Raw genomic sequence first — 20216 nt, forward strand, 5'->3', positions numbered from 1 at the left:
CCTCCATGCAGCAATGAACGTAAAAAAGAAGGCCGGCAATAGTTATTGACCGACCTTGTTAGGTCATGAATATTGCCGTGAGACTCAATCCCATTAATGATTTGAGCGAAGATTAAATGGCTAGCAAAGAGAACAGAAAAATAATTTCAGCCAAGCGAATGTTTATTCGGCGAATACGTCTCCCTATTCTCACATGCATAACCAAAAAATCGCTTCCAACCGAAGTTAACCGTCCGGTTAAAACACGACCGCTTGTCGTTTCGATTCGAACTGAAGTTCCAACCAATTCCTTTGCTTGATGGCGAAAGCTCATGTACATCCCCCTTATCCCTTAAGATACAATACCTTATGATCATTTTTCCGAGAGGGAAGGGCTTAAGCGGACTGGGTTTCATGTTAGTTAACGAAACCCGGCAGTCACAATGTTGCGACTGCCGGGTTTCATTATGTTGATATAAAGGATCATCAAGCGACCGTTCTCTATTTTTTTCGTGACATTCTTAAACTCGTACCAGAAATTCAAGTGAACAAGAACTTCTTCCACAAGCGGTAGCCCTTCATCCTGATATGCGTTCGGTGCGAATAGTTCGTCCTGCAAGTACACAAATAGCTTCCCTGCTTTATGGGATAAAGAAAAAGGACATAAGTATCCTTGTATAAGGGTACTTATGTCCTTCCCTATCATAGACAGATCTATGAGAGTGTTAGGGATACTCGCAGAGTTCTATGTTACAAATATTTCCAAAAATAAGTGAAAATAGTTTTCGAGTTTATTAGTCTGATCCATTAAAAGAAGCAGCGGCAGATCAAGACTTGAAAAATTAGATTGCCGCAGTTGTCATTCAACTACCGTTCTCCGCCAGGAGTTGAACAAACCACCGTACCTCTACGATTTGACGTTAGTGTATCAGTGATGAGCAAGAATGTTGATAAGTTTACCAAACGGGTCTCGGACATAAAATCGTCTAACGCCCCAAGGCTCATCGACTGGCCCATATTCGATCGGAAATCCAGCTCTCTTCATGCCTTCTAATGCAGCATCGATATCATCGACTTCAATCGATAGATCAGGAGTAGGTGTTTCTGAGCCGCCCTGTGAGGCAAAACTAATTTGAATGCTCATCTCCTCGTTTAAACCATAAGTTCTAATCCAACCATGATCCATCATTAATTCAAGGCCGAGTACATCCCGGTAGAAGCATTTAGCTGCTGTGATATCCTTCGCATTTGTATTGGCAACGATTCGTTTAACCTTCATTTCGTTTCTACCTCCAGAACATAAGCAGATTGTCATTCAGTATCGAATAGATTCGACATGTAACCGTTCATTCTTCTTTAATATTCACTCCCTCCGCTATTCTTCCTCGTTGGGCTTGAAGAGGCATCGCCAGTCTGACAGTATATTTTCTCGGTCTACAACTTTCCCAACTACTTTTCTTTGGACAGCTCCAACAACGTATCGGTCATCGACCAGACGACGCAGCGGACCGCCCCCGTGCTCGTCATCGTGATTCAAGCAAGAAATGCCCCCTCGTCTGCTTGACGAGGGGGCATTTCTTGTTTATTGGAACGGACGGTTGGTGAAGTAAAGCGTCTGCGGGCCCGCCGAGCCGCCGGTCAGGCTGAGACGGGATGGAACCGTCTTCCCTTTGCGCCCGACATTGAACTCGGAGAGCTGCCACGCCATCGTGTAGTTCAGGAAGCCGGAATTCAGCAGCTTGCCGCCCCAGCCGATCGTATAATGGCCCGATCCTCCGGACGGGTTCAGATAGACGCCTACGGTGCGGCGCTCGTCGCTGTCGTTCTCGATCTCGACCGACATGTCGTAGATGACTCCGTAGTTGCCGGGGTTCAGGACGGCGGCGCCGCTCGTGGCGTCCACGCCTTGCTCGTACTCTCCCGGCATAAAGTCGGCCCATTGGCCGGTAGGCGACGAATCGACCCGAAGCAGGGAGTTGCCGGCAGAGGTTTTGTAGACCAGCGTGCCGGTACGGTCGTAATGCGGGAAGGTGCCGCGGATATGCCGGTCGGGCGGCAGCACAGGCTCGGCGAGCGGATCGGCCGGCCGCATCGCATAGCCCAGCGTAGTGACGGTCACCGGCGCGGCGCCGCCGGAAGCGGATTCCGCGCGCAGCTGCAGGAAGCCGCTGAGCGTATGCGTCGCGGGCACCTCGGCGGTCCGCCAGTAGGTTTCCCCCGGCTTCAGCACGGCCGCCGGCCGCTTCGAGCCGCGATCCTTGAGAAAGGCGGCGAGGGCGATCTGGCCGGCTACGTCCGGGTAGTAGTCCACTCCCGCTCCCGAGCCTTCCTCGTAAAGCTTGACCGTGTAGCCCGACGTATTGGTCACCGCGGCGCCGATCTGCAGCGGCGCTCCCGTATTGTTGAGATGATGGTAGAAGACGCGGAAGGAGCCTGTCACCCGATCCCGGTAATAGGCGCCCGGGGCGGTCGGCATTTCCGGAGAATCGCTGAGGATGAGCTGGCCGCCCGTTGGAGTCAGCACCGGCTTCTCCATGGCCTGGGCCGGCTTGAGCGATTCTATCGGGACGGTAACGAACGGCTGGTCTTTCGCCATCGCCTGCAGGCCGGCTCCCGATTCGGGAACGGCGGGCGGCGAAGCGGATACTGTCCCCCCCAGCAGCAGACTGGCGGCAACGAGGCTGTACGCAAGCTTTTGACCATGTGATCTCATGAACAATTCCTCCTGTTCGATCATGGGTTTTCTAGCCTGGCTTCCTTCAGCGGCGGATCGGAAGGGATTTCCCCTTCGACCCTATTGTCCAATATCCCGTATCGTCCATGCTGCTCTTTCCTTCGATTCCCTTTTCCATCCGGTTTCATGCCTGTCGGAAAAATGTTCATAAAACTCGTTCCCGGCTTCTTTTCGCAGCCTGAACTTTTTGCCTGCCTGATGATTGCTCCTGTTTCATTTCCTATAGCTCTCGTCATTCACCTGCCCGGATGTCATCCTGCTCCATGAAGCCGTATAGCCGCAAGCCTCACGCTCCCTCGACCACCTCCTTCTCCACATCCTCCGGCCAGTGCATCTCCACGCCGCGGGACGCCAGCAGCTCCTGGTAGCTTGCCAGCTGCTCCGCATCTCCGTGCACCTCGCGCGGCCTCAGCCCGGTGCGAAGGCAATAGGCAGCGAGCGCTCCGGCCGCTTCGCCGATGTTCCATTCCGTCGGATGCAGGCGGTAGCAGCCGTTGGAGATCTGGGTCGTCCCGATGTTCTTGCAGGCGGGAAGCAGATTGTTCATCCGCACCGGGATGAGGGCTCCGAGCGGAATCTCATACGGATAGTTGGGAATGTAAAAGCTCCGGTAGGTCACGGTCGTATGATGCAGATCGAGATGGTAGCTGCCGACTCCGACGCTGTCCTCGTACCGTCTTATGCCCTCGCGGCCGCGCATCTCCTTGCTGACGTCGGCTTCCGTGATCGTCTGCAGCGCCTTGATGCGGCGGGACTCCCGGATGTAAACGGACTTGGCGAGTCCGTCCCTCGTCCCCAGCACGTCCGGCCGCAGACGGACGCCGGGCCAGCCCTTGCCGCCGTCGAGCCGAGGCGCCTCGGTCTGCAGCCAGTAGACGACGGACAGCGTCAGCTGCCTTGCGGCATAGAGCCGATCCTCCTTGACGGTCGAAGGAACATCCAGAATCGTGCCCAGATAATAATCGTTCTGAGCCCAATTGAGCAGGGACAGATCGCCATCATAGAGAGGAGCGGCTAGATGGCGGGGATCCAGAATCCGGCGGTAGTCCCACAAGGAGGTGACGCCCTTGTCGTTGGGCAGCAGGGTGAACTCCTTTTTCTTCGTCGTGTCGCCCGCATCGGTCGCGAACCAGCTCAGCAGAGGGTAAGGGGAAAAGGGCGGGACGAGATCCCTCCAGTACGAATACATCTCCGGCGGCTTCTCCGGAGTGAAATCCGCTCCCGGAATGTACTCCAGCGCCGCCACATGGGTGAACGCCTGCACATCCTCCGGATCGCCCGTCTCCGGCGCATGCGGCTCTCCGCTCTCGCTGCGGGATTCCGAGCCGACCGAATATTCCGTCCCCGTCATCGGGAGCAGGTCGCCGCCTTCCGTCGCATCCAGCACATAAGGCGCGCGCAGCACCGTGCGGCGGTCCGACCTGCGGCAGGCGACCGTTACGGAAGACACCAGATCTCCCTCCGTCTCTGCGCTTACGGCGGCCGTTTCCTTGAGAATCCGCAGCTTGCCGCTGTTGACGTATGGAGCCAGCATCGCCTCCAATACGGACAGCGCGACGCGCGGCTCATGCGCCAGGCGGCTGACCCAGCCGTTGCCGGGGTTGAGCAGCTTGTTGGCCCGGGCTGCTTCCGTAAGCGGATAGTTGTCCCGGTAATAAGCGCGAATCCGCTCGCGAAGCTCGCGGAACGAAGACGTGCAGCCGCATCTCTCGATCCAGCGATGCTCGTCCGGAGGCACCGCCTGAGAGGTCAGCTGCCCGCCGATCCAGTCGCTCTCCTCCGTCATGATGACCCGGCATCCTTCCCGCGCCGCGGCCAGCGCCGCGGCCGTCCCTCCAAGACCTCCGCCGATGATCAGGACATCGGCCTCAAGCTCATGCATCTTCATGCCGTCTCCTCCTCCGTCGTTCTTCCCATCAGGTCCAGCGCCATCCTTGCGGCGCCGCAGCAGCCTGCCGCCGTGCCGAGCAAGGCCAGACGCAGCTCGATCCTCACGCCTTCCAAGGCCAGCGCCTCGTCCAGCAGCGGCCGCCACTCCCGCAGCGAATCCGCGGCGCCGCCTCCCAGCAGGACGGCCTCGGGATCGAGGGCGGCGGCCAGATTGCCGATGAATACGGCCAGCATCCCTGCATATTCCCGAAGCAGCTGCAGGGCAGCCGCTTCTCCTGCCCGGTACCGCTCCATCAGCCCTTCGGGCTCGACCGGGCCGAAGGCTGCAGCCGCATCGCGCATGAGCGCCGTTCCCGACAGGTACATCTCCGCGCAGCCGCGGCGGCCGCAGTTGCAGGGACGTCCGCCCGGCACAAGCACGACGTGGCCCCAGTCTCCGCCGCCCCAGCGCGCTCCGCGCAGCAGCCGGCCGCCGGCGAGATTGGCGCCGCCGACCCCGGTGCCGAGCGTCAGCATGACCGCATCGCGCAGCCCTCTTCCGGAGCCGATCCAGCATTCGCCGAGCAGCGCCGCATTGGCGTCATTGTCCACGCTTACCGGCAGCCCGAAGCGCAGTCCAGCCCACTCCGAGAGGTTCATGCCGGTCCAGCCGGGCAGGTTGTCCGTCGCATAGGCGACTTCCCCGCTGCCGACATCGATGCGGCCCGCGCTGGCGATACCGATCGCCTCCGATTCGGGATGCCGTTCCAGCAGCAGCGCCGCCAGATTCTCCAGCGAGGAGAGAATTCCCCTCCTGCCGCGAGCCGCTTCCGTCGGCACCGACAGCTCCTCCAGAATACGCCCTCGATGATCCGCGGCGATTCCTTTGATGGAAGTGCCTCCGATATCGATTCCTACCAGCGTCGCGATCCCGCCCACCTCCGATCCTTCGAGATCAAGCCTTCGTGACAAAGGCAGTGCCGTTCAGGGTCAATAAGCACGTTCGATGACCGCCTTGGCCGTCCAAGGTCAATAAATCCGTTCCATGACCGCCTTGACCGTCCAAGGTCAATAAATCCGTTCGATGACCGCCTTGGCCGTCCGTTCCTTCATCTCGCGAGTCCGGGCCAGATCCAGCCTGGCGAGTCCCTCGCAGATCATATCGATCAGCAGAAGCTGCGAGATTTTGGCTCCGATGGAGCCGCCCTCGAGCGGAGATTCCTTGCCCGCCGTGAGCAGCACGAGATCGGCCGCCGCCGTGATGGGCGACTTGGCGTAATTGGTCATGGCGATGACATAGGCTCCCTGCTGCCGGGCTTTGGTCAGCATGTCGACGGTGTCGAGGGTGCTGCCGCTGAGGCTGATTCCGAATGCGACGTCCCCAGGCCCCATCGTGACAGCCATCATCGCTTGAAAATGGGCGTCCGCCACCGCCTCGGCGCGCCTGCCGATGCGCAGCAGCCGGTTTTTGGCGTCCAGCGCGGTAATGCCCGACGCCCCGACTCCGAAGAACTGGACGTAGCCGGCCGCATCCATGCGGGCTACCGCTTCCTCCAGCCTGGCGCGGTCGAGCAGGCTCATCGTATCGGCCAGAATCGAGGAGGTTTCCCTGTAGACGAGCTCCGCATAATCATCCGGCGCGGCATCGGAATGCCCGCCGCTCTCCTGCTGCCTGCGCGGGCTGTAATCCTGGGCGAGCGCAAGCTTGAAATCCTGGTAGCCCTTGAAGCCGATCGCTCTGCAGAACCGCATGACCGTCGTTTCCCCGACGGCGGACAGCTCCGCGAGCTCCGTCACGGAGCGGTAGATGATATCCTCCGAAGCGTTCAGCACGTAATCGGCGACCTTCTGCTCCGACTTCGTCAAGGAGGGATAATAGGAACCAACCTTCAATCGCAGATCCATCTCTATCGGACACTCCTTCTGGCGGCTGCGGCGAACCGCTCTGTAATCAATTGGGGACGGGTAATCGCCGACCCGACGACGACGGCGCAGGCTCCCAGGCCGAGCAGCTTCTCCACCTGGTCCGGATCGCTGATCCGCCCTTCGGCGAACACTGGAATCCGCAGGCTGGCAGCCGCCTTCTCCACCAGCTCGAAGTCCGGACCGTCGAGGCTTCTGGAATAAGGCGTATAACCGGCAAGCGTCGTCGAGACGCAGTCGGCTCCGGCCCGCTCGGCTTCAAGCGCTTCTTCCAGCGTGGAGATATCCGCCATCGCCGGGATACCCCTGCCGTGCATATGGCGGATGAGCTGCTCCACCGTGGCGCCGCCCGGCCGCTGCCTGAGCGTCGCGTCGAATGCAATCATATCCGCCCCTGCATCCGCCAGCTCATCCACTTCTTTTATCGTCGGCGTGATGTAGACCGGAGAGCCGGAATAATCGCGCTTGACGATGCCGATGACGGGGATGGCGACCCCGTTCTTGATCTCCGCCACATCGGCGCCCGAATTGGCCCGGATAGCGGCGGCTCCTCCCTGCTCCGCCGCAAGCGCCATCCTCGCCATCATGCCCGCTCCGTGCAGCGGCTCTCCCTCCAGCGCCTGGCAGGAGACGATCAGCCCGCCCTTCACCTTCCCCCACAAAGTCGTCATGCCGTCATCCCCTTGCCTCGTTGTTGTCGGCGGATGCCGCCGCCTGCTCCATGGATCGCTCCCGCTCGCCGACCCTCCGTCTTCGTCTATTGCACATACCGCGAACCTTCCATCGATATCGCCGACGGCGCAGCCATCTCGGCATGGACCGACAGCCCGACTTCGAACATCCGGCTCCATGGCATGCGGCAATCTCCGACCTTCACGGAAAGCCCGCTTCCCGCCAGCTCCCGTTCCAGGAACCGCTCCAGCTCCTCGCGGACCATGGCTGCAGCCCGGCCTCGCTGCCCGTCCACCGCGAAATAGTCCATGCCGAGCTCCTTGATCGGTCCGTCGGCCAGCCGGCGGCGAATGCCGGAGCAGTAGCCGTAGTCCTCCGCGATGCGCAGCCCGAGGAAGTCCGCGTGGCTGCCCGTGCAGCCGAACCGGGCATATACCATCAGCTGCGCGAGCACGGTGCCGATGGAGTTCGCGCTCGTGTTCCAGCCGGCGATGCCGGCCAGGCGGGGCAGCATGCCTTTCCTGCCGAGCAGGCGCAGCAGCTGCAAGTCGCCACCGTTGGCATAAGCGACGTCGGCGACCCCCACAGGCTTGCGCAGCCGGCCGACCGCATAGCTGCCGTACTCCACGAGCTCCGCTATGCTGCGCTGCACGTCATAACCCGCATCCGGATTCAGCTGTCCGTTGGCCTCCCCCATCCTGTCTCCCGGCGAATTCACGAGCAGCACGAGATCCCCATCGGAGGCGCTCTCCGCGAGCAGGCCGCCCGCCGCAAGGATATGGAGCTTGAGGCTCTCGCCGAGCAGACGGTCTTCATACAGCGGCGTCACGAACGGACCCCGCGTGCTGGAATATCTCGGGTAGACGAGCGGAACCGCACCGTGCCTGGCGTTGACGAGCCGGGCGAGCAGCGTGCAGCCCGCCTCGTCCGCTCCCGGATACATGAGCGTCCGCAGCTCGGCTCCCAGCTCCCGGATCCGCTCCCGCACCGCCTGCTGGTCGAGAGCCGTCCAGCCGTAAGGGGCGGCGTCGTCCTGGGGCAGCGCGAGGAAATCGAGCGTGCCGTCCGCCGCAAGCTCCAGCGAGGCCCGGTTGGCGGCCGCGTTGACAGCCCGCCGCTGCAGGTAGTCGTCGCGGATGTCTCCCGGCAGCCGGGCCCGGATCGCCTCCAGCTCGGCCAGCTCCTCCGCCGAGGCTTCACCCAGCCTTTCCCGGTGTCCGTAATAGCCGAGCAGGAACAGCTCCCGTCCCCACTCCCCGTAATAATCCGGCTCCTCGTCGGAGCTGGAATAGCGGGGACATCTCATCAGGAGGTGGAAGGCGTACAGCTTGAGCGAAGGATTGCTTCGGCGGATGCGGCGCAGCCTCTCCAGCGGAGCGGCGGCCTCATGCTCGCCCAGCCGGTGCAGCCGGGAAGGAACGATGCCGCCGTAGAGAAGCGTGTCGATGGACACGATCGCCGCTTCGGCGTCTGCCGCCTCCCGCTCCAGCCAATCGCCGAGCTCGGAGATGCGGCCCGGCTTCTTCTTGTCGCCCATCCACTCCAGCGGCGGACGCACAAGCTCCAGGTCGCTCCCGCGCGACAGCAGCCAAGGAAAATCATAGTTGCAGGGGCGCTCGTCCAGCGGCAGGTATACGACCTTCGCCTTCGGGCCCGATGTCGGATGCATAACGTCGTCAGCTCCTTTCTTCCCGCATGGCGGCTTCGGCCCGGCGCTGCCGGCCTCGTCCCTCCCTTGGCGCTCTCCGATCAGGGGAGAGCGGCCTCGTCCATGCGTCTCCTATCCTTTCACCGCTCCCGAAATCCCTTCCATGTAGTACCGCTGCGTGAACAGGAACACGAGGATGATCGGCAGCACCGACAGGATCGTGCCGGCCGCGATCCAGCCGAAGTTGTAGGCGAACTGGCCGTTCAGATAGGTCAGCGCCGCCGCAAGCGGATACTTGCCGGGATCGTCGAGCACGACGATCGGCCACAGGAAGTTGTTCCAGTACGCCATGAATTCCAGCAGCAGGATGACGGCGATGCCCGGCTTCACCATCGGCACCATGAGCCGCAGGAAGATCCGGACCTCGGAGGCGCCGTCGATCTTGCCCGAGTCGCGGATGTCGTCGGGCACGCCCATGAACGTCTGCCGCATCAGGAAGATGTTGAACACGGATACGGCCGACGGAAGCACGACGCCGATATAGGATCCGATGAGGCCGAACCAGCCGATCGTCAAGTAGTGGACGACGAGCGCCGTCGACGACGGGATGATCATCGTCGAGACGAGGATGGCGAAGACGAGCGAGCGGCCTTTGAAGCGCATTTTGGCCAGCGGGTAAGCGGTCGTAAGGGACAGCGCCAGGTTGAGGGCGAGGCCGAGCGCAGTGATGATCAGCGTATTGCCGATGTATTTGGGAAAGTTGATGAACCCCCAAACCTCCGTGTAGTTGGTCAGCTTGACGAAGGTCGGGAAGATCGGCGGCGGGAAGGCGAATACGTTTTTCCCCGGCATGAGAGACACGCTGAGCAGCCAGAGAAACGGCCCCATCATGAACAAGGCCAGAAGCAGCAGCAGGACATATCCGACCGACAGCGTCACAATCCGGCGCAGCCGCCTGCTTCGCCGGCTCTCTCGTTCAAGGCTTTGGACGGAGCGGCCCATACTCGGTTGATTCATCAATATGGATTCACCCCGCCTTTCTGATTGACCCGGAATACGACGATGCTGACAACGCCGACGATGACGCTGACGATCAGCCCGAGCGCCGAAGCATAGCCGTAATTCAGCTTGGTGATGCCCTCCTGGTAAATATAGAGGCTGGAGGTCAGCGTCGCGTTGCCGGGTCCTCCGTTCGTCAGCACGAACATCTCGTCGAAGACGCGGATCGCGCCCATGAGGGAAATGAGGCTGCAGAAGAAGACGTACGGACGCAGCAATGGAATCGTAATATGCCTCACCCGCTGCGCCGCCGAGGCTCCGTCCACGATCGCGGCCTCGTACAGATCGGTGGGAATGGCCTGGAGGCCCGCCAAATACAGCATCATGTAATAGCCGAGCCCTTTCCACAAGGTGATGAACATGAGCACATAGAGAGCGGTCGAGCTGGTCGAGAGCCAGCCGATCTTCTCGTGGATGATGCCGAGCTCAAGCAGGATGTAGTTGACGAGGCCGTTCTGGCTGAGCAGCCAGTTCCACATGAGCGCCACCGCGACCATCGACGTGACGACCGGAATGTAGTAGGCCGCCCGGAACGCCTTGATGCCCGGAATGCGGCTGTTGACGAGAATCGCCATCAGGATCGACAGCAGCTGCAGCACCGGAACGACGATGACGTACGTCATTGAATTCCGCAGGGAAGCGATGAAGCTGTCGTCCTTGAACGCCTTGACGAAGTTGTCCAGGCCGACGAAATCCGTCTCGCCGAGCACCGAGTAGTTGGTCAGCGCGAGAGGGATGCTGTACAGGATGGGAAACAAAACGAAGACTCCGATAACGAGAAGGCCCGGAGCCATGAAGCTCCAGGCCGGAAGCGCATCGGAAGCGAGGGTTCTTCTGCGCATGCCAGTTCACCGTCCTAAATGTGTTCGGTTATTTGGTTGGGGCTTTGATAGCCTCGTTCACCTTGGCCGCTGCCGCTTCAAGCCCCTTTTTGACGTCGCCGCCGTTCAGGATGATGTTCTGCAGCTCCTTGGAGACGGCGGTATTGATGTCGCCCGCTGCCGGTATGCCCAGGTAATACTCCTGAGCCTTGTCAAGGCTTTGAGCCGAAGCGATCTTGGCCTGGGATTCCAGCGTATTGTCGGATTCCGAGAAGAACGGATCCTCGATCGATTTCTTGGTCGCCGGCAGCGTGTTGGAATCCTTGGAGAAGGCGGTCTGATTGTCCGCGTTCGTAACGAAGGCGGCGAAGTCGGCTGCTGCCTGCGGATCCTTGGAGCCTTTCGGCACGACGAGATTCATGGAGTTGGAATAGCGCAGATCCGCCTTGCCCGTAGGCAGCGGCACCGCGATCGTGTTTTTGTACACATCCGGTGCGGATGTCTTGAGGAAGTTGATGAAGGATGGACCGGACAGCTCGAAGGCCACCTGCTCGCTGGAGAAATACTGGATCTGCTTGTCGAACTTGGCGTCGTCCTTGACGATGACGCCCTCGTCCACGAGAGTTTTCAGCTGCTGCACGACTGCGGCGCCCGCATCGGTATTGAAGGCTGCGCCGGTGCGCGCCTCGTCCAGGATCGGAACGCCCTCGCTCGGCAGGATGTTGGCTCCGAACTGGGTCGCGTACCCCGAAGCGCCCGTCTTGGCCTTGATCTGCCTGGACCACTCATAGAGCTCCTCCTTGGTTTTGGGAGGATTGGCGGGATCGAGCCCGGCTTTCTTGACCAGGCTGGTGTTCATGTAGAGGACTTGAGTACCGGTATACCATGGCAGAGCATAGGCTTTGCCGTCGAATACGGTGGAGTTGTAAATACCGTCGAAGAAGCTGGTCTTCACCTCGTCGCCGATGAGCGGATTGAGGTCGGCAAGAGCGCCCTTGGAGGCAAGCTGGCTGGCGAATTCCGTGTTGAGGTTGACGACGTCGGGCGAGTTCTTGCCGCCTGCGGTGGCCAGCAGCTTGGCCTGGATGGCGTCATACGGATAGTCCTTCCAATCGATGGTGACGCCGGGGTGTCCCTGCTCGTACTCGTCGATCAGCTTGTTGAAAAAGTCGTTGAACTTCGGCTGGAGGGAGATCGTCCAGAACTCCAGCTTCACGTCCTTGGCGGGGGCCGGGCTGCCGCTCGGAGCGGTGCTCGCTCCGGCCGTCGGAGCGGGCGATGCGGCTCCGTCGTTGCCCGCGCTGTTGTTGCCGTTGTTGCCGCAGGCCGCGCTCAGCAGGAGCAGCGCTCCAAGAGTTCCCGCCGTCGCGGCCTTGCGCAGCGCTGCGGATGACGGACGACGCAGGGATTCCTGAGCCGCCGTGTGATGCCTGACCGCCTTTTCCTTGCCTTCTGTTTGCTTCACCATACCATGAGCCACCCTCTCTTGATTTCATAGACTTGCAGGACAAGTACGAAGAAAACGGGAGAATAGAGAACCATGCCGTTCGCAACCAAGTTGAGGAAAATGTGGAATTGGTAAATCTTGCTTAGAGTATAGCAACAGAGCTCCGCTTTGAGAAGCATTATTATCCAGAATTTTTGATTTTTCTGGAGAATTTTTTCTCCATAAGGTGAATAAGGACATTGGAAGGAAGTCTTGAGCATCGAAAAATCGAGGAAGGTTCATCATCCCGGTGAAACCTGGAAGCCGCTTGACTCGTCTTGGGACCGACGGGTACGAGAGCGAGAGCGTCGTTTCCGGACGATACGGCAGGCAGGCGTTCATCGCAGCAGAGAAAGCGAGGCGGAGCATGAAGATGGGAACGTCAACAATCGAAGCCGACTGGGGAGGCCATCTGGTCAGGCTGACGTGGCTGCCGGGGGCCGTGCCGGATGCCGGACAGATCGTGACCAGCGTCCATGGAGTGTGCACGGATAACGGCCATATTCTCCTCGTGAAGGTAAGCGGCAGAGGCTGGAACCTTCCCGGCGGCCATGTGGAGGAGGGGGAATCGCCGGAGGAGGCCTTGCTTCGGGAGTGCATGGAGGAGGGATGCGTCCGCTGCGGCCGCCCATCCCTGCTGGGACTGATCCGGGTCAGCCACGAAGCCAATCCACTGTTCGATCCCCAGGGAAAATATCCGCTCGTAGCCTATCAGGCTTTTTACAAGGCCGATGTTCAGCAGCGCCTGCCCTTCAACGGCATGCATGAATGCACCGCGCGAATCTGGGCGGAGCCCGATCAGGCCCCCCACGCCCTGGATGACCATGAGCTCGTGCAGCTGATCGTGAAGCAGACCGTTCAGGAGGAGCAGCGCTAAAAAAGGATGTGGCCCCAATGACGAAGACAATCAAGCTGGTGCTATTCGATTTTGACGGCACGCTCGCCGACACGCTGCCGCTTTCGTTCAGCGCCTTCAAAGCGGTATTCAAGCAATTCGGGGATCAGGATCTGACGAATGAAGATATCGTGGCCATGTTCGGACCGACGGAGGACGATATCATCCGGAGAAATATTCCGGCCGGACATTCCGCGGAGGAAGCGATTCGGCGTTATTATGCCGTCTATGAAAACGGCCACCGGGACGGGACGATGACGGGAGACTCCGATGTCGCCGCTCTGCTGGACATTCTCCGCGGCAAAGGAATTGCGATGGGCGTCATTACGGGCAAGAGCCGGAGAGCCTACGATATTTCAGTCGAAGCCCTGAACATAGCAGACTGCTTCGCCATTTCCGTAACGGGAGACGATGTGGACAAGCCGAAGCCGGATCCGGAAGGAATTCTGCTGGCGCTGGGCAAGCTCGGAGCCTCCCCGGCGGAAACGGTCTTCATCGGCGACAGCAACGCGGATATTCTGGCCGGCAAAGCCGCGGGCGTCCGCACCTTCGGCGTCCGCTGGCTCTCCACTTTCCAAAGCGCTCAGTACGATGTGGAGCCGGACGGCCTGTTCAGCAGCACGGCAGAGTTCCTGCAGCTGCTGAATGCGGAGGCTGCCGGCGGCAGCGGTGCCTGATGCGTTCCTGCATCCTGGTTTGACGAAAAGGAGCGTTGCTCCAGGTTTCGACTCCACAAAAAAGGCCGACGGACTGGAAACCCAGCCGACGGCCTTGCTTTTTTTATAGCGAAAATAGAGAACTAAAAGGCGGGAGCCGAATCAGATGCCGAGCTCGTGAAGCAGAGATCATCGGCTTAGTACGTTCCCGCATTCCATTATCCGATGCGGGCTTCCTTGACCGCAGCCAGATTGACGCCGGTCGCCGACCCCAGCGCTCAAGCGATTTTATTGGGCTCCGACGACCCGGTGAGGGACATACGGCTCTTCCAGCGACGCGATTTCTTCCGGCGTCAAGGAAACCGAGAGAGCGGCCGCCGCCTCCTGGAGATGCGATAGTTTGGTAGCGCCGACAATAGGAGCGGTGACGGGCTGCTTCTGCAGCAGCCAGGCCAGCGCGATCTGGACGCGGGAGACGCCGCGCTTTTCCGCTATGGAAGCGACTTGATCGATGATCGAGCGGTCGGCGTCTGCGGTGGCGTCGTATTTTTGTCTGGCGATCTGATCGGTTTCGGAACGAAGAGTCGTTTCCCCCGCATCTCTCGTCAGCCTTCCGCCTGCCAGCGGACTGTACGGAATCACGCCGATTTTCTCCTCCCTGCAGAGAGGAAGCATCTCCCGCTCTTCTTCGCGATAAATGAGATTCAAATGATTCTGCATCGATACGAACCGGGTCCATCCGTGAGTCTCTGCTGTATGAAGCGCCTTTAAGAATTGCCAAGCATACATGGCGGAGGCCCCTATGTATCGGGCTTTGCCGGCCTTCACGACATCGTGCAGGGCTTCCATCGTCTCTTCGATCGGCGTCTGGTAATCCCAGCGGTGAATCTGGTACAGGTCCACGTAATCGGTTCCAAGACGCTTCAGGCTTTTGTCGATCTCGCTCATGATCGCCTTGCGGGAAAGTCCGGCCCCATTGGCGCCCTCATGCATGCGGCCATGCACCTTCGTCGCGATGACGATCTCATCCCGATTCGCGAAGTCCTTGAGAGCGCGTCCGACGATCTCTTCGCTGGTTCCGCCCGAGTATACGTTGGCCGTATCAAAGAAATTAATGCCCAGCTCCAAGGCATTCTTGATGATGTGACGGCTGCTCTCCTCATCGAGCACCCACTTATGAATCCAGCGGTCGGCATCGCCAAAGCCCATGCATCCAAGGCAAATGCGGGATACATCCAAGCCGGTGTTTCCAAGTTTCACATAGTCCATGCGTCGGCACACTCCTTAAAAGGGATAGCTCGACTATACTCCTTGGAGTGAACTCCAAGTCAAGCGGAAAAGACGGCGGAAAGATAAGAAGGTTCGCCCTCCCCGTCCATCGGAACGCCCTCCTTGGCTCTGACGCCGCCGTCAGCCCTGCAAGCGCAGGACGAGCGCCTCATAAGGCCGAAGCTTCAGGCTGCGCCAATCTCTATCCGCTCCATTTCCGTAATTGCCGATGAGCGGCTCGGCGCTCTCGAATCGTATCTTCTCCGGCAAGCTGCAGTCGGCTTCCTCTCCAAAGAAGTTCAGCACGACAAGCAGGCGCTCTCCATCCAGCATGCGCGTATACGCATAGATCCGCTCGTCCTCCTCGAGCAGCGCCTCGTACCTGCCGTAGACGATGACGTCATGCTGCTTGCGGAGCGCGATGAGCCGGCGATAGTAGTGGAAGATGGAATCCGGATCTCTCCGGGCGTCCTCCGCATTGATCTCCGTGTAATTGGGGTTGGACGCGATCCATGGCGTGCCGGTCGTGAAGCCTCCGTGAGCGGATCCGTCCCACTGCATAGGCGTGCGGGCATTGTCCCTTCCTTTGCTGTAGACGGAAGCCATGACAGCCTCCGCGGGACGTCCGGCCCCGGTCGCTTCCTTGTACATGTTCAGCGTCTCGATATCCCGGTAGTCCTCGATGGAGCCGAACCGGACGTTGGTCATGCCGAGCTCCTCGCCCTGATAGATGTAGGGCGTTCCCTGCAGCGTGTGCAGCAGCGTGCCGAGCATTTTGGCGGACTGCTTGCGGAAGTTCTTGTCATCGCCGAAGCGGGACACCATCCGCGGCTGGTCGTGATTGTTCAGGTACAGGCTGTTCCAGCCCCTGTCCTGCAGCTCCCGCTGCCATTTGCCCATGACGCGCTTGAAATCCGTCAGCCTCCAAGGCTGCACGTCCCATTTGCCGCCAGGTCCGGAATCGATGTCCATATGCTCGAACTGAAACACCATGTTCAGCTCTCCGCGGTCCTCGCCGACGTACAGAGCCGCCTGCTCCGGCGTCACGCCAGGCGTCTCCCCCACGGTCATGATGTCGTAGCGGGACAGCACCTCGCGGTTCATCTCCTGCAAATACTCATGCACCCTCGGACCGTTCATGAAATAATCGGCGCCGGAACGGTACCGTCCTTCTCCGGGGGCGTCCGGCAGTCCGGGAACCTTGGAGATCAGGTTGATGACGTCCATACGGAAGCCGTCAATGCCTCTGTCCAGCCACCAGGCCATCATATCGTACACCTCGCGGCGGACCTTCCCGTTCTCCCAGTTGAGATCGGGCTGCTTGGAGGAGAACAGATGCAGATAATACTGATCCGTCTCCCCATCGTATTTCCATGCGGAGCCGCTGAAGAAGCTCGACCAGTTGTTCGGCTCCGCTCCGCCCTTGCCGTCCCGCCAAATATAGTAATCGCGATGCTCGCCGTCCCGGGACTTGCGGGATTCCGAGAACCAGGCATGCTCGTCCGAGCTGTGGTTCACGACGAGGTCCATGATCAGCTTCATGCCGCGGGCATGGAGATCCTCCAGCAGCCTTTCCCAGTCCTCGAGCGTGCCGAATTCGTCCATGATGCGCCGATAGTCGCGAATATCGTAGCCGTTGTCGTCATTGGGGGAGTCATAGACGGGACAGAGCCAGACGACATCCACGCCGAGCTCCTGCAAATAATCCAGCCGGGAAACGATTCCCGGGATGTCGCCGATGCCGTCTCCGTTGCTGTCCTGGAAGCTGCGGGGATAAATCTGATAGACGACGCTTTCCTTCCACCATGCTCGCTTCATCTGCCAGCCTCCTGTCGGTATGGATCTGCTCCTGCTCTCAAAAGGAAATAGAAGCAGCCGCGTTCCGATGCCGGAACGCTTCTGCTTCTATTCTTACCCGATCAGCGCCGTTCCCAACGTCCGGCTCCGGATCAGACGCCCTCGACGACGAGATCGGCCCGCTCCATCGGCTTGTGGGATTGGGCATACCTGTCCTCTGCCGCCATCCATGCCGCCCAGCGTCCACGGGCTTCCTCCCCGTCGCGCTCCAGGCCTCTGCGCAGGCGCTCCTCCCGGGGACAGTCCACCCAGATCGTCAGGTCGTAGAGCGGCGCGAGCTCCAGGCGGGTCGACGTCACGCCCTCGACGATGAGCGTGCCGCAGGCCGGAACCTCATGCCAGTCGGACAGGCGCTCCGTCCCCCAGTCGTACCTCTGATACTTGCCGTCCGCTCCTCCAAGGACGCTGTCCAGCACCTCGCGCTTCAATCTCCGCCAGTCGAAATCCGCTCCGACGGGCAGCGACTCAGGCCGGCTGCGGTCCAGCTCCGCTGGCGGGACATAAAAATCGTCCAGATGCACAATCGTCACCGGAGAAGGACAGCTCGCCTTCAAGGCTTCGGCCAGCGTGCTTTTGCCCGATCCCCCGCAGCCGTCTACGCCGATCAGAAGGGGCCGATTCACCGGCCGCTCCAAGCGGCCCAGCCGATCCGTGATTGTTGCATGCAGGCTTTCTAAAGACATCTTTTTGCCTCCTTATGGGAAATCGTAATCGTTGGCAGCTTTGCAGCGGGGGAACATCGGATTTCGGCTCTATCCTCCCCACACGCCCTGCTAAGAAGTTGCCCCCGGCAGCGCCAGCAGCTCCCGGATGTCGTCCTGATTGAGCAGCGGCATATCGGCCTCCGCCGTTCCTTGGATGACTTCCTCCGCGAGGCGGCGCTTGCGCTGCTGCATGTCGTGCATGCGCTCCTCGATCGTGCCGCGGGCGACGAGCCGGAACACCTGCACCGTCTTGTCCTGACCGATCCGGTGCGCCCGGTCCATCGCCTGCTGCTCGGATGCCGGGTTCCACCATAGGTCGTACAGGATGACCGTGTCGGCGCCGGTCAAGTTGAGGCCGGTGCCGCCGGCCTTGAGCGAGAGCAGGCAGACGTCGCGTTCGCCGGCATTGAAGCGGCGGCAGATTTCCACTCTCTCGCGAGCCGGCGTGCTGCCCTCGAGCAGGAACGCGGACACGCCCTGCTCCGTCAGTCGCCGCCGAATCATCTCCAGCATGCCGGTGTACTGCGAGAAGACGAGCGGCCTGCGTCCGCTCAGCCGGCAATCCCGGATGAGATCCATCAGCTGATCGAACTTGGCCGAGCCGCCGGCATAGTCCTCCACGAACACGGCCGGGTGGTTGCAAATCTGCCTCAGGCGGGTCAATCCCGCCAGAATGCGAATCTTCTTCAGCTCGAAAATGCCTTCGGCCATATGCTTCAGAGCCTCCGCCCGCAGCTTCACCAGGTAGCTGGCGTACAGCCTCTTCTGCTCCGGCAGCAGGTCGGTCTTCAGCATCGTCTCGATCTTGTCCGGCAGCTCGCTCAGCACGTCGCGCTTGAGCCTGCGGAGCAGGAACGGCCGGATCATGCGCGCCACCTCCTCGCTGCGCAGCTCCTGGAACTCGCGGCGGCTGCCGAACAGGCCCGGCAGCACGGCCTCGCAGATCGACCACAGCTCCGTCAAGCGGTTCTCCAGCGGAGTGCCGGACAGCGCGAACCGATGGCGCGCATTCAGACGCTTGACCGCCCGCGCCGTGCTCGTGACATCGTTCTTGATCATCTGCGCCTCGTCCAGGATGAGCGTATGGAACGCAAGCGCGTCGTAATCGGCCGAATCCAGCCTCACCAGCGGATAGGAGGCGATGACGACATCGACGCCATCCAGCCGGGACAGCTTGGCGGACCGCTCCTTCCTGGAGCCGTCGGCGATGACGGCGCGCATGCCGGGAGCGAAGCGCTCCAGCTCCGAGCTCCAGTTGTACAGCAGCGAGGACGGGCAGACGACAAGTGCCGGCCGCCCGCTCTCCCGGATCTCGGGCAGCACGGAGACGAGGAAGGAGATCGCCTGCAGCGTTTTTCCCAAGCCCATGTCGTCTGCCAGAATGCCTCCAAGGCCATAGTGGGCCAGCGTCTTGAACCAGCGGAAGCCGGTCTTCTGATAGTCGCGCAGCACGTTGTCCAGCGATTCCGGCAGCTGGAATTCCAATCGCTCCGGATGGCGCAGATCTTCCGCCAGCTTAAGCAAGGCGGGACCGAACCGCATGCCCGCATCCTCGCCGGAAGCATGGTGAAGCAGAGGCAGCCCCTGAAGCAGCGGCAGCTTGAACGATCCGTCCGGACCGATCCGGCTTGCCATGCCCGTGTCCTGGATGATCCGGATCATCTCGGCGAAGCGGTCGCCTTCCAGCGAAACGAATGCTCCAGAAGGCAGCCTGTAGTAAGGCTTTCTCTCCTGAACGGCCTCCACCAGATGGCGGACCTCCTCGGCCGGAACTCCGTCCATCGAGAAGCGGAATTCCAGCCAGTCGGTCCGCTCGTCGACCTCCACCCGCACCTGCGGCGGAGCGGTGCTCGACGGCATGCGGATGCGGACGGCGTTCGTCGCGTAGATCTGCAGCAGCTTCTCCAGCTTGGGCACGGTGCGGTAAAGAAATTGGTATTCTTCCTCTTCCCCCGAAAGAAAATAGCCTGCGTCCGTAGAAGCGGGCTTATGCTCCTCCAGTACCCGGAAGATCTCGGCCTCCCGCTCGGGATCGCGGATCAGAATGGCCCCTGCGCCTCTCTGGCGCAAGTCCTCCAGCGGATTGAAGACGATCTCTCCGTACTGAAATTCAAGGGCGGCGAGCAGCTTGTCCCGCACCCGGTCCAAATACAGCCGGGCCTTGAGCGGATGCCGGATCATCCGCTCCTCCAAGCGGGCGTCCAGCTTCACGCTGCCGAGCTTGGCCAGCTCCGGCAGCACGCCGGCGGCAAGCGCCTCCAGCTGTCCTTCCGGAATGGACAGCTTCCCTTCCGGCGCGTCGGCCAGCAGCCGCTGCAGCTCGTCCAGCCGCATGGCCTGCTGCGGATCGAGACGATGCAGCGCATTGCCCTGCAGGGCGGCGGCGTACGCGGGAAAAGCGGTAACGCCGGCCAGGCCGTCCGCCCGCAGCTCGTACTCGCCGCCCGCCGCCTCCTCCAGACGGAAGCCGAGCTCCGGGGCGCCGTCTCCTTCGCGGAGACCATCGTATGCGGCTCCCCGATGCTCCAGCTTCAGGCCCGCCGCCTGCAGAAGCAGAGGCTGCAGGCGGGGCCAAACGGCCGGCGGCACCGGCAGCACGCTCTCCGGCAAGGCGCTTGCAGCGGCGCCTGCCTGCTCCGCCGGC

16 protein-coding genes are annotated in these 20216 nt (G+C 60.8%); 2 read left to right on the top strand and 14 right to left on the bottom strand.

The window, feature by feature from the left end; genetic code table 11:
* Positions 1-907: 907 nt before the first annotated feature.
* From PHU01S_RS21810 to PHU01S_RS21860, 10 genes are all read right to left on the bottom strand, one after another.
* Positions 908-1258 carry a VOC family protein gene (locus PHU01S_RS21810; protein WP_049868979.1) on the bottom strand — a complete coding sequence of 117 codons (351 nt, stop codon included), beginning with the start codon at positions 1256-1258 and terminating at the stop codon, positions 908-910.
* A gap of 303 nt (positions 1259-1561) precedes the next feature.
* The gene (locus PHU01S_RS21815; RefSeq protein WP_127509940.1) at positions 1562-2692 is read right to left on the bottom strand and encodes a hypothetical protein; all 1131 of its coding nucleotides are present in this window, start codon (positions 2690-2692) and stop codon (positions 1562-1564) included.
* A gap of 307 nt (positions 2693-2999) precedes the next feature.
* Complete coding sequence (locus PHU01S_RS21825; RefSeq protein ID WP_127509944.1) at positions 3000-4601, bottom strand: FAD-dependent oxidoreductase; 1602 nt, start codon at positions 4599-4601, stop codon at positions 3000-3002.
* Positions 4598-5554 (bottom strand): ROK family protein, encoded by a 957-nt coding sequence (locus PHU01S_RS21830; RefSeq protein WP_246029302.1) that lies wholly within the window; start codon positions 5552-5554, stop codon positions 4598-4600. The genes PHU01S_RS21825 and PHU01S_RS21830 overlap by 4 nt, the downstream gene beginning before the upstream one ends.
* A 96-nt stretch (positions 5555-5650) precedes the next feature.
* Positions 5651-6487, bottom strand: coding sequence for a MurR/RpiR family transcriptional regulator (locus PHU01S_RS21835; protein ID WP_048748500.1), 837 nt, complete (start codon positions 6485-6487; stop codon positions 5651-5653).
* Between the two features lie 2 nt (positions 6488-6489).
* Positions 6490-7176, bottom strand: a complete 687-nt coding sequence (locus tag PHU01S_RS21840) for an N-acetylmannosamine-6-phosphate 2-epimerase (RefSeq protein ID WP_174806395.1) — start codon at positions 7174-7176, stop codon at positions 6490-6492.
* A gap of 86 nt (positions 7177-7262) precedes the next feature.
* Positions 7263-8846 carry a DUF4127 family protein gene (locus tag PHU01S_RS21845; RefSeq protein ID WP_127509946.1) on the bottom strand — a complete coding sequence of 528 codons (1584 nt, stop codon included), beginning with the start codon at positions 8844-8846 and terminating at the stop codon, positions 7263-7265.
* Positions 8847-8957: 111 nt separating this feature from the next.
* A complete protein-coding gene (locus tag PHU01S_RS21850) occupies positions 8958-9848 on the bottom strand; it encodes a carbohydrate ABC transporter permease (RefSeq protein WP_373864556.1) in 891 nt (296 codons plus the stop codon).
* Positions 9842-10726 (bottom strand): carbohydrate ABC transporter permease, encoded by an 885-nt coding sequence (locus PHU01S_RS21855; protein WP_127509948.1) that lies wholly within the window; start codon positions 10724-10726, stop codon positions 9842-9844. The genes PHU01S_RS21850 and PHU01S_RS21855 overlap by 7 nt, the downstream gene beginning before the upstream one ends.
* A 28-nt stretch (positions 10727-10754) precedes the next feature.
* Positions 10755-12173, bottom strand: a complete 1419-nt coding sequence (locus tag PHU01S_RS21860; RefSeq protein WP_127509950.1) for an ABC transporter substrate-binding protein — start codon at positions 12171-12173, stop codon at positions 10755-10757.
* Positions 12174-12459: 286 nt separating this feature from the next.
* On the opposite strand from PHU01S_RS21860, the gene PHU01S_RS21865 reads away from it, so the two are divergent.
* Together PHU01S_RS21865 and PHU01S_RS21870 are read left to right on the top strand one after the other, a co-directional pair.
* The gene (locus PHU01S_RS21865) at positions 12460-13068 is read left to right on the top strand and encodes an NUDIX hydrolase (RefSeq protein ID WP_246029303.1); all 609 of its coding nucleotides are present in this window, start codon (positions 12460-12462) and stop codon (positions 13066-13068) included.
* Positions 13069-13085: 17 nt separating this feature from the next.
* The gene (locus PHU01S_RS21870; RefSeq protein WP_127509952.1) at positions 13086-13763 is read left to right on the top strand and encodes an HAD family hydrolase; all 678 of its coding nucleotides are present in this window, start codon (positions 13086-13088) and stop codon (positions 13761-13763) included.
* A gap of 267 nt (positions 13764-14030) precedes the next feature.
* Here PHU01S_RS21870 and PHU01S_RS21875 read toward each other — a convergent pair whose 3' ends face one another.
* The 4 genes from PHU01S_RS21875 to PHU01S_RS21890 all read right to left on the bottom strand — a co-directional run.
* On the bottom strand, positions 14031-15011 hold the full coding sequence (locus tag PHU01S_RS21875; protein WP_127509954.1) for an aldo/keto reductase: 981 nt from the start codon (positions 15009-15011) through the stop codon (positions 14031-14033).
* A 141-nt stretch (positions 15012-15152) separates the two neighbouring features.
* Complete coding sequence (locus tag PHU01S_RS21880; protein WP_127509956.1) at positions 15153-16829, bottom strand: glycoside hydrolase family 13 protein; 1677 nt, start codon at positions 16827-16829, stop codon at positions 15153-15155.
* Between the two features lie 131 nt (positions 16830-16960).
* Positions 16961-17551: a uridine kinase family protein gene (locus PHU01S_RS21885; RefSeq protein ID WP_049868963.1), complete on the bottom strand. Its 591-nt coding sequence runs from the start codon at positions 17549-17551 to the stop codon at positions 16961-16963.
* A 90-nt stretch (positions 17552-17641) separates the two neighbouring features.
* Positions 17642-20216, bottom strand: a 2575-nt coding sequence (locus PHU01S_RS21890; RefSeq protein WP_127509962.1) for a DEAD/DEAH box helicase, incomplete at its 5' end; no start/stop codon positions are given.

The sequence above is a fragment of the Paenibacillus humicus NBRC 102415 genome (assembly GCF_004000905.1).
In the GTDB taxonomy this organism is placed as follows: Bacteria; Bacillota; Bacilli; order Paenibacillales; family Paenibacillaceae; genus Paenibacillus_O; species Paenibacillus_O humicus.